Below are 14090 nucleotides of genomic sequence, written 5' to 3' on the forward strand. Positions count from 1 at the left end.
GCGGCTCCGACTACCTCGTGCAAGCGCCAACGATGGCCGCTGCGCGAGCCCGGCAAGGGGCGCCAGACCCAGAGACGGAGACCGAACCATGAAGTACATGCTGATGATGCACGCGCCGCGCGGGACGGGGGATTGGCAGGTCACCCAGTGGACCCCGGAAGACCTGCAGGCCCACATCGGGTTCATGCACGACCTCAACCGCCAGCTCACCGAGTCCGGCGAGCTGGTGGGCGCCGAGGGGCTGGACCAGCCCGGCGAGGCCCGCATCGTCCGCGCGCGCGGCGACGGCCTGCCGGCGGTGACCGACGGCCCGTTCGCCGAGGCCAAGGAGTTCCTCGCCGGCTTCTGGATCGTGGACGTGGACAGCGCCGAGCGCGCGTACGAGATCGCGGCGAAGGCGTCGGCGGCGCCCGGCCCCGGCGGCGCGCCGCTCGTCATCCCCATCGAGGTGCGCCAGGTCATGAGCGCCCCGCCCCCCGCCGACGCGTGACGCCGGTCCGCTGACCGCCATCTCCCGGGCACCTGCCGCGCCAGCTTGCGCCGCAGGTGCCCGGCGCTATCGTGGCATCGTCCGTCGCCGGGGCGCTTCTCCCATCTCCGGCGGCTGGTCGGCATCCTGAACTTGGCGGAGACCCTCTGATGGTTGAGAAATGGCAGCAGGTCTGGGGCGAGTTGCGGGGTGCCTTGCTCCGTCAGCCGACGTGTGCCGATCACCCGAAGTTCCCGTGCATCAGCACTCTGGCACAGGATTCAGTCAACGATATCCTCAGCGTCGCCGAGGACCGGATCCTCGTGCGTTCGCACCGCACTGGAAATGCGGATCCGATTCCAGCCGCCTCCTTCCGCGCATGGTGGAACCATCTCCAGCTCCACGGAACTGCGGCGCTCGATCCCAACCACCCAAATTGCCCTCGATCCGACAGAGCCAGGTTGGTAGGAGCCATCATCACCCGATGCCTTCCGACCCGCATTGAGCATCGGGATGGCCAGCTTTGGCTTCGACCGGAACGCGAGCTGCCAGATCTCCCCTTTCCCGAAGAGTTGCCGCCCGACTTCGTGATCGAAGGCGCGCGTCGCGTGGTGACGATCAATGCCTACGAGCGCGACTCGAAGGCTCGCCTCCGGTGCATCGACGCTCACGGCACCCGCTGTACGATCTGCGGATTCAGCTTCGGGGAGGTATACGGGCTCGTGGCCGAAGGCGTCATCCACGTCCACCATCTTCACCCGCTGTCGGAGGTTGGAGAGGCGCATCTACTCGATCCCGTTGAGGATCTGCGCCCGGTCTGCGCTAATTGCCACGTAGTCCTTCATCTCCGGAAGGAGGTATTCAAAATCGAGGATGTTCGGGAATTTCTGCAGCAACGAACGTCGAGTTAGCGGTTCGACGAAAGATTTGTCATTGCGATGTAGAGAACGGGCGCGCGGCTCCGACTACTCCATGCAAGCGCCGACGACGGACGCTGCGCGGGCGCCAGCAGGGCGCCGGGACCACGGGTGAGGAGAACGGACCATGAAGTACATGCTGATGATGCACGCGCCGCGCGGGACGGGCGAGTACCAGATCTTCGACTGGGCGCCGGACGATCTCCAGGCGCACATCGCCTTCATGCGCGCGCTGAACCGCGAGCTGGCCGACGCCGGCGAGTTCGTGGGCGTCCAGGCGCTGTCCGCGCCCGGCGGAGCCAGGATCGTCCGCGCGGGGAAGGACGGGCTGCCGGCCGTGACGGACGGGCCGTTCGCCGAGGCCAAGGAGTTCCTGGCCGGCTACTGGATCGTCCAGGTGGACAGCCCGGAACGCGCCTACGAGATCGCGGCGAAGGCGTCGGCCGCGCCGGGACCCGGCGGCGTGCCGCTGAACATGCCGATCGAGGTGCGCCGGGTGGGAAGTGCGCCCGCCCCGAAGGACGCGTGACCGCGGAGTCTCCGTCCGCGGCGATCGAGCCCCTGCTGCGCGAGCTTGCGCCGCAGGTGCTCGGCGCGGTCGCGCGGCGCCACGGCGACTTCGCCGAGGCGGAGGACGCGGTGCAGGAGGCGCTGATCGCGGCCGCCGTGCAGTGGCCGGAGCAGGGCGTCCCGCGGAACCCGCGCGGGTGGCTCTACCACGTGGCCGTGCGCCGCATCACCGACCAGGTGCGCAGCGAGATGGCCCGGCGCCGGCGCGAGGACGCCGTCGCCGGCGACGTGTGGGCCGAGTGGGCGTTCGTCCCCCCGCCCGACGCCGAGATCGGGATCGACCGCGACGACACGCTCGTCCTCCTGTTCATGTGCTGCCATTCCGCGCTCACGCAGCCCTCCGCCATCGCCCTCACGCTGCGCGCCGTGGGCGGCCTGACCACCGCGGAGATCGCGCGCGCCTTCCTGGTTCCCGAGGCCACCATGGCGCAGCGGATCAGCCGCGCCAAGCAGAGCATCAGGTCCTCCGGCGTGCCGTTCGAGATGCCGTCCGGCGGCGAGCGCGCGGGGCGGCTGGCCGCCGTGCTGCACGTGCTGTATCTCGTCTTCAACGAAGGATATGCCAGCAGCAGCGGCCCCGACCTCGCGCGCACCGATCTCTCCAACGAGGCGATCCGGCTGGCGCGCGTCGTCCACGCGCTGCTTCCGGACGACGCGGAAGTCGCCGGGCTGCTCGCGCTGATGCTGCTGACCGACGCGCGCCGCGCCGCGCGCACCGGCCCGAATGGCGAGCTGGTCCCGCTGGACGAGCAGGACCGCGCGCTGTGGGATGGCGATCTCGTCGCGGAGGGCGTGGCGCTCGTCTCCGCCGCGCTCGCCCGCGGCGCGGCCGGGCCGTACCAGCTGCAGGCCGCCATCGCCGCCGTCCACGACGAGGCCGCGCGCGCGGAGGACACCGACTGGGCGCAGATCCTGGCGCTGTACAGCCTGCTGGAGCGAATGTCGGACAACCCGGTGGTGTCGCTGAACCGCGCGATCGCCGCGGCGATGGTGCACGGACCGGCGGTGGGGCTGGAGATGCTGGCCGCGCTGGATGCGGACGCGCGGCTCGCCGGCCACTACCGCCTGGACGCCGTCCGCGCGCACCTGTACGAGCGCGCCGGCGACCCGGAGCGCGCCCTCGCCCACTACCGTGCCGCCGCCGAGCGCACCGCCAGCATCCCCGAGCGCGACTACCTCACCACCAGGGCGGCCCGTCTCGCGCGGGGGAGGTGAACGGCGCGGTTCCGTCATCTCCAACTGCGTCATCAGGGGAGATGGAGATCGCCTCACCCGCGTCGCCATCGGCCAATCATCCCTCTGTAAAAAATCCGCGATACTCATCGCATGCCGAGCCCTCCACGGCGGACCCGCAACCTCCCCGCGCGGGACGCGGCGACGCACCTGCGATGTCGAGCAGACTCAAGCACTCCCGCACTTCCGTACTCCCGCACTTCCGCACTTCCGCACTTCCGCACTTCCGCACTTCCGCACTTCCGCACTTCCGCACTCCCGCACTCCCGCACTCCCGCACTTCTCCTCATCCTCCCTCCGTCCTCCCGCCGGCCTCTCGCCGCAGCTCGATCACCCAGGCGGGCGCGGGGACGTGGAACTTCTCGTAGAGCGCCTTGAAGTTGTCGAGCATCTCCAACTCGGCGGCCGGGCGCACGGCCCTGGGCACGTTCTCCAGCATCTGGTCGATCACGTAGCGCGCGGCCGTGGCGGTGAACCCGCCGCCGCCGCGCAGCGTGCGCTCCACGTACCAGGCGCGCAGCTTGGCCAGCGTCTTCCCGTATGGCACCACGTCGCCCGCCACCAGGTTGTAGATGCCGCCGTGGCTCATCTTCACCTCGGCGGCCACCTGCCGCACCGAGGTCTCTTCCACGCGCCTGCGCAGCGCCTCCCGCAGGCTCTCGATCTCGGCGTTCCGTTCCACGTGGGTTCGCCCCGAAAGGGAGGTGCCATGTCCATTTGCGTATAGTTGCCAAATTGGACGTCGATTGCACCCACCTTACGAGAACCTGCTATGGATCACAAGGGCATTTTGCACATGAAAGTACGCGCAGCGCGCGGTTGTGCCCTCTGAAATTGGACAACAGGGGAAGTGCATACCGGAAACGAGAGGGGCGCCCCCGGTGAGCGCCCCTTCGGACCGTTCACAAGCCGCCGCAGACGCTACGGTTGCGCGCGGGTGAGCAGGTGCCGGCGGATCATCTCCTGCAGCTCGGGCATGTGCTGGCGGACCGCGCGCTCGCCCAGTTCCGCGCCCTGCCGCAGCAGCAGCGGCGACGAGCGCGCCAGCTTCTGCCCCACCGGCGTGCGGTAGAAATCCGCCATCTGGTGCAGCTCATCCTCGGTGAAGGCGCTCGCGTACAGGTCGGCGTACTGGTCCTTCAGCGTTTCCCAGCTCACGTAGCGCGCGAAGAAGTCGCGCAGCACCGGCTCCATTCCCCGCATCTGCGGGTTCCCCTGCAGCTGCACCTGCAGCGCGGTGGACAGCGACGCCTGCAGCGCCTCGGGTACGTGCATGGCCAGCAGCAGGTCCATCGCCGCCGCGCGGTGGCTGGCCGAACGCTGCGCCTCCGCCCGCGCGGTGGTGAGGAAGACGAGCGCGAGCAGGCCAACGAGGATCTTCTTCATCTGTGGAACTCCGTGATGCATCGGGAGATGGGAACGATGACGAAAAGAAGGCCTCCCGCCGCGCCGGGCGCAAGCGTCGTCGGAAAGCACCCCGGCACGCAGAACCGTCAGCTTGGCCAGAGGTTGCAGGCCGCGCGGACGCGGACGCATCCCCCTCGCCCGGTACGGGAGAGGGCGAGCGCTCTCAGGCGCGGGGAGAGGGCGGCGCGAATGGCGCGGAGACGCGCCGGGCTCGTCTGACGGGGGATTCAGTCCTGCTGCGCCAGCCAGTCCAGCGCCTGCTCCTGCGTGTCGAACGTCTGGATCTTGCGGCGGCTGAAGAGGATCACGGCCTGGTAGGCGATACGGTGCAGGCCGCTCATCCCCACGATGGCGCTGGCCTTCACGTACGGGGCGTTGTGCGCCGCCAGCTCCTTCAGCGCCTGCAGCACCGCGGCGTTGTAGCGTGCGTCGCGCACGTTGGTCAGCACCCGCAGTGACCCCGGCGGATGCTTCGCCACCTCGCGCATGGAGTGGTGGATGGCGTCCACGGCCTCCTGCGGGTGGCGGATGTTGGAGTAGTCCAGCAGGAGAATGCGGTGCCCGCCGTGATCGATGAACCGGGTGCGCTCCATGTGCCGTCTCCGAAAGGGAATGGGCGGGGTCGGCCGTGCGGGGATGCTGCGAGGGTGCCGCAATGATGCCGCGCCCCGCCGCGCCGCGCCAGCCCGCGCGATCAAGCGGCCATCGGAGGAGCAGGGAAAAGGGGACAGGGTGAGGGATGAGAAGTTGCGTCGCGGTGAACCGGCGGTAGTCCGATCCGACACGATGGATGCCATTTACGGCGTCCCCCATTGACGTCGTCCTGAGGCCGGCCACACTGTAATTACTTTCGCGCGAGCGCTCGCAGGCCGAAGGATCCATGACCTGGCCGCACGTCAGCCTGGGAGAGGCGGCGAGCTGTCCGCGCATCCGTATCTTCCCAACTGATCGCCCCCCGATCGAGACGGAGCCGATGGAAGGATTCCAGAACCTGCACCCGTGGGAGCTGAAGGTCGCGGAAGCGCGCGAGGTGCAGCTCGCGCTGCGCGATCGCCTCGTGATGCGGCCGCCGCCCGGGTTCGCGCCGCGGCTGGTGGCGGGCGCGGACGTGTCGGCGGACCGGTTCAGCCGCGTGGGCTTCGCCGGTGTGGTGAACATCGACCTGGAGACGATGGCCACGGTGGAGGAGGCCAGCGCGAAGGTGGATCTCCGCTTCCCCTACGTCCCCGGCTACCTCTCCTTCCGCGAGATCCCGGCGCTCGCCGCCGCGTGGGAGCGGCTGGAGCATCGGCCCGACGTGGTGGTGTTCGACGCGCACGGCTACGCGCATCCGCGGCGCTTCGGCGTGGCCTGCCACGGCGGCGTGCTGCTGGACCTGCCGTCGGTAGGCTGCGCCAAGACGATGTTCGTGGGCGAGCACGGCCCGCTGGGCGAGGAGCGCGGCTCCACGGCGGAGATCATCGACAAGGGCGAGGTGATCGGCGTCGCGCTGCGCACGCGGGACCGCTGCAACCCCGTCTACGTCTCCGTGGGCCACCGGATGGACCTGGAGACCGCCATCGCCCTGATCCTCCGCCTCACCCGCTTCCGCCAGCCGGAAACCACGCGCCGCGCGCACCAGCTGGTGAACGACGCCCGCCGCGCGCACAAGGCCGCCGTGGCGGAGGCCGAGGCGCCGGCCACACCCGGGAAGCCGGCCACACCCCGGGAGCCGGGCGAATAAATTCGCGGCAACAACAGCACAAAGTCCCTTCGGGGACTGCTCCCCGGCCTGGGTGCGCATCACCAGCGCAGGGGCGAGGGCAGGTCACTCTCGCACCTTCGCACTTCCCCTGTCCCCTCTCCCCCATTTCCTGTTATCCTTGAACCAAGGCCTCCGCGCCCAATCTCCCCCGGTCTCCATCCACCGCCCCGCCAGGGACGCCGCACCGGTCAGAAACGCGCCACCCGGCTCGTTCCATCGCGGCCCCCGGAAGCGAACGGCAGCACACGGACGCTTCAGTTGTCATCCGGAACGCCTCCCGTGGAAGAGCGCTTGAACGTTACCCAGCTCTTCCTGCAGCACTACGACGGGCTGTACAGGTACCTCGTGCGCCTCACCGGCGACGCGGACCTGGCAGCGGACGCCGCCCAGGAGGCGTTCGTCCGGCTCGTCGAGCGTCCGCCGCAGGACAGGCACGTGCGCGCATGGCTGTTCGCCGTGGCCACCAACGTGGTCCGCGACACCGCGCGCGCCCGCGTCCGGTGGATGACGCTGCTGACGGGAAGCCCCGACCGCGCCCCCATGGGCGACGTGGGACCGGGGCCCGACGACGCCGCCGAGAGCGCGGAGCGCCGCAAGGTGGTACGCGCGGCGCTCGACCGGCTGAGTTGGAAGGAAAGGACCGTGCTCCTGATGAGGGAAGAGGGTTTCGCCCACCACGAGATCGCCGACGCGGTCGGAACCACGACGGGGTCGGTGGGCACCATGATCGCACGCGCGCTGAACAAGCTCGCGGGCGAGCTCGCTCCAACCTCGGAGAGCCTGAGATGAGTCTGTTGACAGGGTCCCGCCACCCCGGTGACGAGGACCTGATCCGATACATGGACCACCAGCTGGACCGCGAGGCGCACCGCATCATGGGCGCGCACCTGCGGACCTGTGCCGCGTGCACGGCCCGGCTGGAGGGGTACGAGCGCAAGTCCGCCACGGTCAGCGAGTGGCTGCACCTGCTCCCCGCCGCCATGCCCGACGACGGCAAGCGCGCGGTGGCGCTCGCCGCCGTCGACCGCGCGCGCTTCCGCCGCCGCGGCGTGGCCTCGTTCTCCAGCACGCCCATGCGCGCGGCGGCCGCGGTGGTGCTGTTCCTGGCGGTAACCCTGGCCACCGAGCCGGGGCGCGCCTTCGTGGCGCACGGCGTGGTGAAGCTCGCGGGCCCCGGCCCGGTGTCCACGCGCCTGGCCGAGTGGCTGGGGCAGGACGAGGTGCTGCACGAGCAGCGCACGCTGGCCGCGGCCGACGCGCCTGTGGCGGCGCCCCTCCCGTCGGTAGCGGCCGCGCCGCGGGTGGAAACGCCGTCGGCGCGCCCGGCCGCACCGGAGCCGCCGCGCCCGCGCATCAAGCCGGGGATGTCGGCGCCGGTCACCTTCACCCCGGCCGGGCCCGACGTCACGCTGGTGTTCAACTCGGTGCAGGGCGTGGGCGCGGCCACGCTGTGGATCAAGGACGTGCCGCGCGCCAACGGGCAGGTGGTCACCCACTACGCGGGCGAGGGGCTGGTTCCCACGCGCGACGGGCTGGAGGTGCGCAACACGGCGCGGTCCAACGGCGACTACATCATCACCATCCCCTCGCGCTTCCGCTTCATCCGGGTGCGCGTGGCCGACAGCCCGGAGATCCTGATCCGCATCTCCAAGAGCAAGCAGGAATGGATCTGGACCATCAACCTGCAGACGTCCGCACTGCAGTAGCACGGAACGACCATCAGAGGGTACGGGCCAGCCGCCCGGCGCGACCGCTCCGCGCCGGGCGGCGTTTTTCATGCGAAAGTGCGGAAGTGCGTGAGTGCGGAAGTGCGTTGGATCCGCGCGAATCTGACGCACTCCCGCACTCCCGCACTCCCGCACTTCCGCACTCACGCACTTCTTTTCCTGGGCGTGTTTGGCGCCGAGGCGCCAAACCGGGCTGCGCGCGCGGTAGGCAACGATACGACTGTTGCCAACCGCGCCGGGCCACCGCCGCGCCGGCATCGTGTCGACCCCGCCGGCACCCTCGCGGCGCGGCGCCGTCCCGGCCCTCCGGGCGCGCATCCCTCACGCAGAGCATGATTTACGCGACGAAGCTCTCCCCCACGCTGAGTTCTCCCCCTCCCCCGCGGAGCGGGCGGAGGGGGCCGGGGGGAGAGGGCCGCGCCGGGCGAGCACAGGCATTTCCCAACGCACCGAAGCCCTCCCCCGCAACTCGGGGAAGGGCTTCGATCTGATCCCAGGACGTGCCGCCGCTGGTTACCGCTGCGGCTCGACCTTCAGCTTGTACTCGCCCGAGTTCTCGCCGCTCAGCGCCTTCGCGCGGATGGTGAAGGTGCCGCTGGAGGGGAGCGTGACCTCGAGCTCCGAGTTGGTGCCCTCGCTGCCGTCGTCGTTGGAGCTGATCTCGTTGAACGCGCCGTTCTGCACCGTACCGACCGAGACGTAGGTGTCGAACTCCTCGCTCGACATGGTGATCTTCAGCCGCTCGCCCGAGCGCCCCTGGTAGGTCCAGTAGTCGTAGAACGAGCCGTCCTCCGTCACCGGGTCGTTGTCGTCCAGGGTGCCGGTGACCTCGGTGTTGGGCTCGATGGCGCGCGCGGTGGCGGTGGTCGGCGCCGGCTGGCGCTCGGTCACGGCCAGCGTGTACGCGCCGGACTCGCCCGCCTTCACCGAGTTGGCGCGGATCACGTACTCGCCGTCCTCGGGAATGGTCACGCGCACGCGCGAGTTGGTGCCGCCCGCGCCGTCGTCGTCGGTGGTGCTGGACTGGAACTCGCCGTTCTCCATCTTCCCGAAGTGCAGGAAGGTGTCGAACGAGTCGGCCGACATCTCGATCTGCAGCCGCTGCCCCTTGGTGGCGGTCAGCGTCCAGGTGTCGTACCACGAGTCGTCGTCCAGCAGCGCGTCGGTGTCGGTCAGGCGCCCGCTCACGCTCTGCCCCACGCGGATGGGGCGCGGCGCCGCGGTGGTGGGCTCGGGCGCGGCCTCGAGCGCCAGGGTGTAGGCGCCGGTGCCGTCCTCGGAGAGCGACTGCGCCACGAGCAGGTACGTGCCGTCGTCGGGCACCTCGAAGCGCACGCGGGCGTCGGTCTCGCCGCCGCGGTCGTCGTCGGTCTCCAGCGCGTCGGTGATCCCGCTCACCATCCGCGCCACCGTCAGGTACGCGTCGAAGTCCTTGGAGCGCATCGTCGCGACCACGCGCTGCCCCTTTCGCGCGGTGAAGCTGTACACCTGGAAGCGGCCGCGCTCGCTCATCCTGGGGTCGGCCTGGGCGAGGGTGGCGTTCACCGTCTGCCCTACGCGGATCGTGCGCTGCTGGGCGGTGCCCGCGCGCTGGGCGTGCGCCGGCATGGCGGCCAGCACCGCGCACGCGGCGGCGGCCACGTACTGCATGCGTCTCATGGAGCTCACCGTGTGGGAAAAGGGGTGTGCAAGGAGGGAGAGGAAGGGAGCCGCCGCATGGGCCGGCTTCGTGTCGTGCCCCTGGTTCCGTACACGGCGCCGCGAACAGTTTCACGCGCCCGGGCCCCGCGGAGCGGAATCTATCGTTCGCCCTTGAAAAGAAAAGACTTTTGGCGCGGCCCGCTCACGCCTCGTCTTCGTAGAGGGCGCGCTCCTCGGCCTGCAGCACCTCGCGCAGCGCCTCCTCCCAGCTCACGCCCTCGTCGAAGGCCCGCGCCTGCGCGTCGATCCAGATGCCGCGCAGCACCACGTCGAGCATCCCCACCGCCAGCCCCTCGCGCGTGCGGCGCAGCTCGGCGGCGCGCGTGGCCACGGGCAGGAGCTCGGGGGGGATGTCGGCCTGCGGGGGGAGATACTTCGCGCCAGCGGTTTCCGGCGTGCGCCCGTCGCCCTTCAGCGGCTCGGCCGGCCTGGCTCCCGGCGCCCACCGCCGCGGGTCGCGCGCGATGCGCAGCGCCAGCGACCCCTCGGCGAACGGCTGCCACCACTCGATCAGCCCGCCCTCCAGCTCCTTCAGCAGCTTCTCGACCTCCAGCCGCACGGGCCCCTTGTGCCCGTGCGCCGCGCGCCGGCCGCGCTCTACCACGAGCAGCAGGTCGGCGCCGGGCTGCTCGTGCGCGAAGGTCTGGATCCAGCGCAGCGCCCGGTCGCGCGCGAACTGCGGCCCCTCGCCGTGCAGGTCCAGCCGGCGGGTGGGCGGGTAGTGCCGCGCCTCGTACTCGCGCGAAAGCTCGTTCAGCCGTGTCATCGCATCTCCCCCATTCCCTTGAACCTACACGCAGGGACGGGACCGCGCCCGGCACCAGGCAACAGACAAACTGCGGATCTCACGCGGAGACGCGGAGACGCAGAGAACTCACCGAGGGCCCGAAGCTCGAAGTCCGCGCAGGCGGGCTGCGTGCAGTTGTAGCCGCCACTTCAGTGGCATCTTTCTCACGCAGGTCCGCTTCATCCCGGCATATCCCGCGGCCTGTCTTGTTGGATCGGGTCGCGGCGGAACGGGGATTGCTCCTCCGGGGCGTCCTCTCGGAACCGGCGAAACGAAGGAGGATAGCGATGCGAGGCTACGACCGGGGATACGACTACGGGCTGCGCGGGTGGCCACAGGCGCGCGGGATGCGCGAGCCGGTGCGGACGCGCTTCGCGGGCGGGCAGGGCGGCTACGGGCGCGACTACGGCGCCCGCGACGTGGGCGGCCGCGGGGTGGACGACTACGACCGCGGGTACCGCGCCATGCCGTTCCCCAACCGCGTGACCGCGCGCTACAACATGGACTACGTGCGCGAGCAGCATCCGGGCGAGCGCCCCATCAACTACGTGCCGTACGGCGGCGACCGCATCGGCCGCGTGGGCGACATGCGCCAGTACCACGCCCCGTACCAGACCGTCGGCGGCACGCGCACCATGCGCGGCGGCTGGCCCATGGACTGGGAGCGCCACCACGACCGCTACGACTGGGGCTTCCCCAACTACCGCGCCGACTACGGGCGCTGGTTCTGAGTCGAGCACCGCGCTTCGCGCGACCACGATGGGATGAAAGGGAGGCCGGAGCCGGTGCCCGGCGCCGGGCCAACAGCCTCGCGCAGTTTGCGAGGCTTCCCGTAGTTGTTGCTGCGGCTTCAGCCGCCGGTGAGGGGGGACAAGGCCGCGAACTTTCCCCTCTCCCGCCGCGCTGAATGGAGAAACGGCGAGCCGGGCGACGGAATCTTCCGCCGCCCGGCTCGTCTCCATCCCCCCATCTCCCCTACTTCCGCCGGGTGAAGTGCAGCCCGCTGATGTCCGACTTCTCGCGCCCGCTCATCTTGCGGTAGAAGGCCCATCCCGCCACCACGAGCAGCACCGCGAGAACGGCCAGAACGGCGATCTCCGCGGATGACGTTCCGGCTCCGTCGATCTTGGCGAAATCCATCCTGCCTCCCGTTCTGGGGAACCCGCGGCGCGCCGGCTGGCTGCCGGCGCGCATCTCCTCACCACCTCACGCCGCCCGCCCGCGCCGCCCGGTTACGCCCCGGCCGCCGCGCTGGTCCACGCGCGTGCGCCGGCGGCGGCGGCGCTGCCGCTTCCACCCGTCCAGCGACAGCACGCCGTCCATCTCCACCACGTCCTCGCCGGACTCGTCATCTGCGTCGTCCGCGGCGCGCGCCCACTCGCGGCGCTCGGCGCTGCGGGCACGGGCGGCGTGGGCGGCCCGCTCGCGCTCGCGGTCCAACTCCTCCAGCACCCGCTCGGCGGGAACGTCCCAGGCCAGCGACAGGGTGCCCAGCAGCGTGGCCATCGCCCGCGCCATGTGGGCGTCCAGCCGCGGCGGGGCGGGCGAGCGGACCACGCCGGGAAGAAGGCAGCTGGGCCCGTCGGCCGTGGCGCTGCGGTCGCGGCCGCGCTCCAGCCGCATCCCCACGGCGGTGACGATGCGGCGCGCGGCGTAGCGGCGGCGATGGAGCCGGCGCCCCGCGCAGAGGTGGCGCAGGCGCTCGCGCCACGCGGGGCCGGCCGCGCTCGCGCTGTCGGCCAGCAGCCACAGCGCCGCGTACAGCTCGGCGAACACGCGCAGGTCGATCTGGCTGACGGTTTCGGGCGGGAGGGTGCCCAGGTATTCCAGAAAGGCGGAGATCCGGCGGGGCCGGTCGAGCAGGAAGAGAACGATTTCGCGGGAGCCGCGCCGGTGGTTGCACCGGGCACAGGCCGGAACGATGATGCGGAGGTCTTTTCTTCGGCCCCCCCGTGCCCGCGGGATCACGTGCTCGCGGGTGAGGGGGCGGTCCGGGGCGGCGGGCGCCCGGCAGTAGACGCAGCTGCCGTTTCGGATGCGCTCCTCCAGGTCGCGCTGGAGTGCGCCGCTGTGGTGCTTTCGCCTCACGTACACTCCCGGTGAGGGTCCGGCGGGGCCCTGCGGCTCCCGCCTCCGCGCCCCCGCCGCGGCGCGCGGGCGGGGGACTGCCACAAAAAGCCAGATCGGTGCCAAGCGAACAGCAGGCCCGTCACTCTACTCGTGACGGCCCGGAATCGGTCCTCGCTCGTGATGGGTCAGGGAAAGCAGCGCAGGTCTCGGGACAGGTGCCGCCGATGCGCCGGGTGGGGGATCCCGGCAGGGCGAAGGGCGAAGATGATGTGGAGAGCCGCCCCTCGCATCGCAATATGTAGGGCACCCGTTGCGCGCGCCAGAGTCTTGAACGGAAGTGCGAAAGTACGGAGAGTACGGGAGTACGAGGCACCGGTGCGGGGCGGCCGGGACTCGCTACGAAAGTCCGGCAGGGCTGGTGCCGGCTGGCGGAACGGAGCCTTGGGACCGCCTCAGCAGGCCGATCGCCACGAAGTAGCCGATGATGGGCGACGCGCCCTGGCCCAGCACCGGAACGGGAAAGTGGGCGAATGCCGGGGCCAGGATCGTCACGGCCACGTACGTGCCGATCGCGAGGGCCATACGACCGTCGCCCCGGCCCCGGGCCGCGAAGAAGGGGACCGGGAGCAACAGCAGCGATGCCACCGCCGCGGCGCCCCAGCCGGTCCCCTGCTCCATCGCCAGCCCCACGATCCCCTCCACGTGGGGAACCGGCGCGAGCGGGTCCTTCCGCAGCCACGACAGGCCCGCCAGCACGAGCAGCGGAACGATGCGGAGCCACGCGTGCTTTTCCGCGCGGTTCCGCGGCAGGAGCAGGACGACGGCCCCGGCGGCGAAGGCCGTCGCCTGTGCGGCGTCCGGCTGAAGCGCGAGCAGGAGCGCCGTGGCGATGGCGAGCAGCGTGGCAACGTGCCTGCGCCCGGCGCGCTCCAGCCCCGCGAGCGTGCACAGCACCACCGGCAGCACGAGCGCGCCCGCGTGGACGCGGACGGGACCGAGCCTCAACCACCGGTGAATATCCTGCATCCCCGGATCGAGCCAGGTGGCGGCCAGGAAACCCAGTGCCAGCATCCCGGCGGCAACGAGCCCGGCTTCGCCGCGGCGAGATGAGCGGGGTCGGGCCAGGGCGAAGCACAGCAGGATGCCGATCGCGCACGCGGCGAGGTTCTGGCCCCACGCCATCGCGGGTACGCCCGATGCGCGCATGACCAGGATGCCCACCGCCAGCGCCGGGAGCGCAAAGAGCATGTCCAGGAGCAGCGGGCGGCGTGCGGCCGGCCGGTCGAGGGGAGGAGCGTGTGGATCGTGATCGTTCACCACGGGGTCGGGCCGTGCGGAGGTGGGTAGCGATGGAGGATTTTCACGCCGCATGAAACGCGGACGACCGCGGCACGATTTCCCGTGCGGCGGTCGTTTTCCGTCCACCGTGGACGAAGGAGATGAGGCTACCACCCTCGCCACAATC

At 70.9% G+C, this 14090-nt stretch carries 17 protein-coding genes; 8 read left to right on the top strand and 9 right to left on the bottom strand.

Features of this window, described 5'->3' with window-relative positions; genetic code table 11:
* The first annotated feature begins 88 nt into the window (after positions 1–88).
* Entirely contained in the window at positions 89–490 is a 402-nt protein-coding gene (locus VLK66_RS15110; RefSeq protein ID WP_325310274.1) for a YciI family protein, read from the top strand.
* A 260-nt stretch (positions 491–750) separates the two neighbouring features.
* Here VLK66_RS15110 and VLK66_RS15115 read toward each other — a convergent pair whose 3' ends face one another.
* Positions 751–1254 carry a hypothetical protein gene (locus tag VLK66_RS15115; protein ID WP_325310275.1) on the bottom strand — a complete coding sequence of 168 codons (504 nt, stop codon included), beginning with the start codon at positions 1252–1254 and terminating at the stop codon, positions 751–753.
* Between VLK66_RS15115 and VLK66_RS28760 the strand changes: the two genes are divergently transcribed.
* The 3 genes from VLK66_RS28760 (at position 1192) to VLK66_RS15125 (ending at position 3171) form a co-directional block, all read left to right on the top strand.
* On the top strand, positions 1192–1380 hold the full coding sequence (locus VLK66_RS28760; RefSeq protein WP_414676485.1) for an HNH endonuclease: 189 nt from the start codon (positions 1192–1194) through the stop codon (positions 1378–1380). The genes VLK66_RS15115 and VLK66_RS28760 overlap by 63 nt on opposite strands.
* 133 nt (positions 1381–1513) lie before the next feature.
* Complete coding sequence (locus VLK66_RS15120; protein WP_325310276.1) at positions 1514–1915, top strand: YciI family protein; 402 nt, start codon at positions 1514–1516, stop codon at positions 1913–1915.
* A complete protein-coding gene (locus VLK66_RS15125) occupies positions 1912–3171 on the top strand; it encodes an RNA polymerase sigma factor (RefSeq protein WP_325310277.1) in 1260 nt (419 codons plus the stop codon). The genes VLK66_RS15120 and VLK66_RS15125 overlap by 4 nt, the downstream gene beginning before the upstream one ends.
* 304 nt (positions 3172–3475) lie before the next feature.
* On the opposite strand, the gene VLK66_RS15130 is transcribed toward VLK66_RS15125, so the two are convergent.
* The 3 genes from VLK66_RS15130 to VLK66_RS15140 all read right to left on the bottom strand — a co-directional run bounded on the left by VLK66_RS15130 (position 3476) and on the right by VLK66_RS15140 (position 5189).
* The gene (locus VLK66_RS15130) at positions 3476–3871 is read right to left on the bottom strand and encodes a hypothetical protein (protein WP_325310278.1); all 396 of its coding nucleotides are present in this window, start codon (positions 3869–3871) and stop codon (positions 3476–3478) included.
* Positions 3872–4110: 239 nt separating this feature from the next.
* A complete protein-coding gene (locus VLK66_RS15135) occupies positions 4111–4575 on the bottom strand; it encodes a DUF2059 domain-containing protein (protein WP_325310279.1) in 465 nt (154 codons plus the stop codon).
* A 248-nt stretch (positions 4576–4823) separates the two neighbouring features.
* Positions 4824–5189 (bottom strand): STAS/SEC14 domain-containing protein, encoded by a 366-nt coding sequence (locus tag VLK66_RS15140; RefSeq protein WP_325310280.1) that lies wholly within the window; start codon positions 5187–5189, stop codon positions 4824–4826.
* Between the two features lie 380 nt (positions 5190–5569).
* Here VLK66_RS15140 and nfi point away from each other — a divergent pair, with 380 nt between their 5' ends.
* The 3 genes from nfi to VLK66_RS15155 all read left to right on the top strand — a co-directional run bounded on the left by nfi (position 5570) and on the right by VLK66_RS15155 (position 8046).
* On the top strand, positions 5570–6319 hold the full coding sequence (gene nfi / locus VLK66_RS15145; protein WP_325310281.1) for a deoxyribonuclease V: 750 nt from the start codon (positions 5570–5572) through the stop codon (positions 6317–6319).
* Between the two features lie 300 nt (positions 6320–6619).
* Complete coding sequence (locus tag VLK66_RS15150) at positions 6620–7129, top strand: RNA polymerase sigma factor (RefSeq protein ID WP_325310282.1); 510 nt, start codon at positions 6620–6622, stop codon at positions 7127–7129.
* Positions 7126–8046 (top strand): hypothetical protein, encoded by a 921-nt coding sequence (locus VLK66_RS15155; RefSeq protein ID WP_325310283.1) that lies wholly within the window; start codon positions 7126–7128, stop codon positions 8044–8046. The genes VLK66_RS15150 and VLK66_RS15155 overlap by 4 nt, the downstream gene beginning before the upstream one ends.
* 534 nt (positions 8047–8580) lie before the next feature.
* On the opposite strand, the gene VLK66_RS15160 is transcribed toward VLK66_RS15155, so the two are convergent.
* Together VLK66_RS15160 and VLK66_RS15165 are read right to left on the bottom strand one after the other, a co-directional pair.
* Positions 8581–9726, bottom strand: a complete 1146-nt coding sequence (locus VLK66_RS15160; RefSeq protein ID WP_325310284.1) for a PPC domain-containing protein — start codon at positions 9724–9726, stop codon at positions 8581–8583.
* Positions 9727–9910: 184 nt separating this feature from the next.
* Complete coding sequence (locus VLK66_RS15165; protein ID WP_325310285.1) at positions 9911–10534, bottom strand: hypothetical protein; 624 nt, start codon at positions 10532–10534, stop codon at positions 9911–9913.
* A gap of 308 nt (positions 10535–10842) precedes the next feature.
* Here VLK66_RS15165 and VLK66_RS15170 point away from each other — a divergent pair, with 308 nt between their 5' ends.
* Positions 10843–11286 carry a hypothetical protein gene (locus VLK66_RS15170; protein ID WP_325310286.1) on the top strand — a complete coding sequence of 148 codons (444 nt, stop codon included), beginning with the start codon at positions 10843–10845 and terminating at the stop codon, positions 11284–11286.
* A gap of 244 nt (positions 11287–11530) precedes the next feature.
* Here VLK66_RS15170 and VLK66_RS15175 read toward each other — a convergent pair whose 3' ends face one another.
* The 3 genes from VLK66_RS15175 to VLK66_RS15185 form a co-directional block, all read right to left on the bottom strand.
* On the bottom strand, positions 11531–11695 hold the full coding sequence (locus VLK66_RS15175; RefSeq protein WP_325310287.1) for a hypothetical protein: 165 nt from the start codon (positions 11693–11695) through the stop codon (positions 11531–11533).
* A 66-nt stretch (positions 11696–11761) separates the two neighbouring features.
* Complete coding sequence (locus VLK66_RS15180; protein ID WP_325310288.1) at positions 11762–12643, bottom strand: HNH endonuclease; 882 nt, start codon at positions 12641–12643, stop codon at positions 11762–11764.
* Between the two features lie 378 nt (positions 12644–13021).
* Entirely contained in the window at positions 13022–13942 is a 921-nt protein-coding gene (locus tag VLK66_RS15185; protein WP_325310289.1) for a hypothetical protein, read from the bottom strand.
* Positions 13943–14090: the final 148 nt, after the last annotated feature.

The organism is Longimicrobium sp. (assembly GCF_035474595.1).
GTDB lineage: Bacteria > Gemmatimonadota > Gemmatimonadetes > Longimicrobiales > Longimicrobiaceae > Longimicrobium.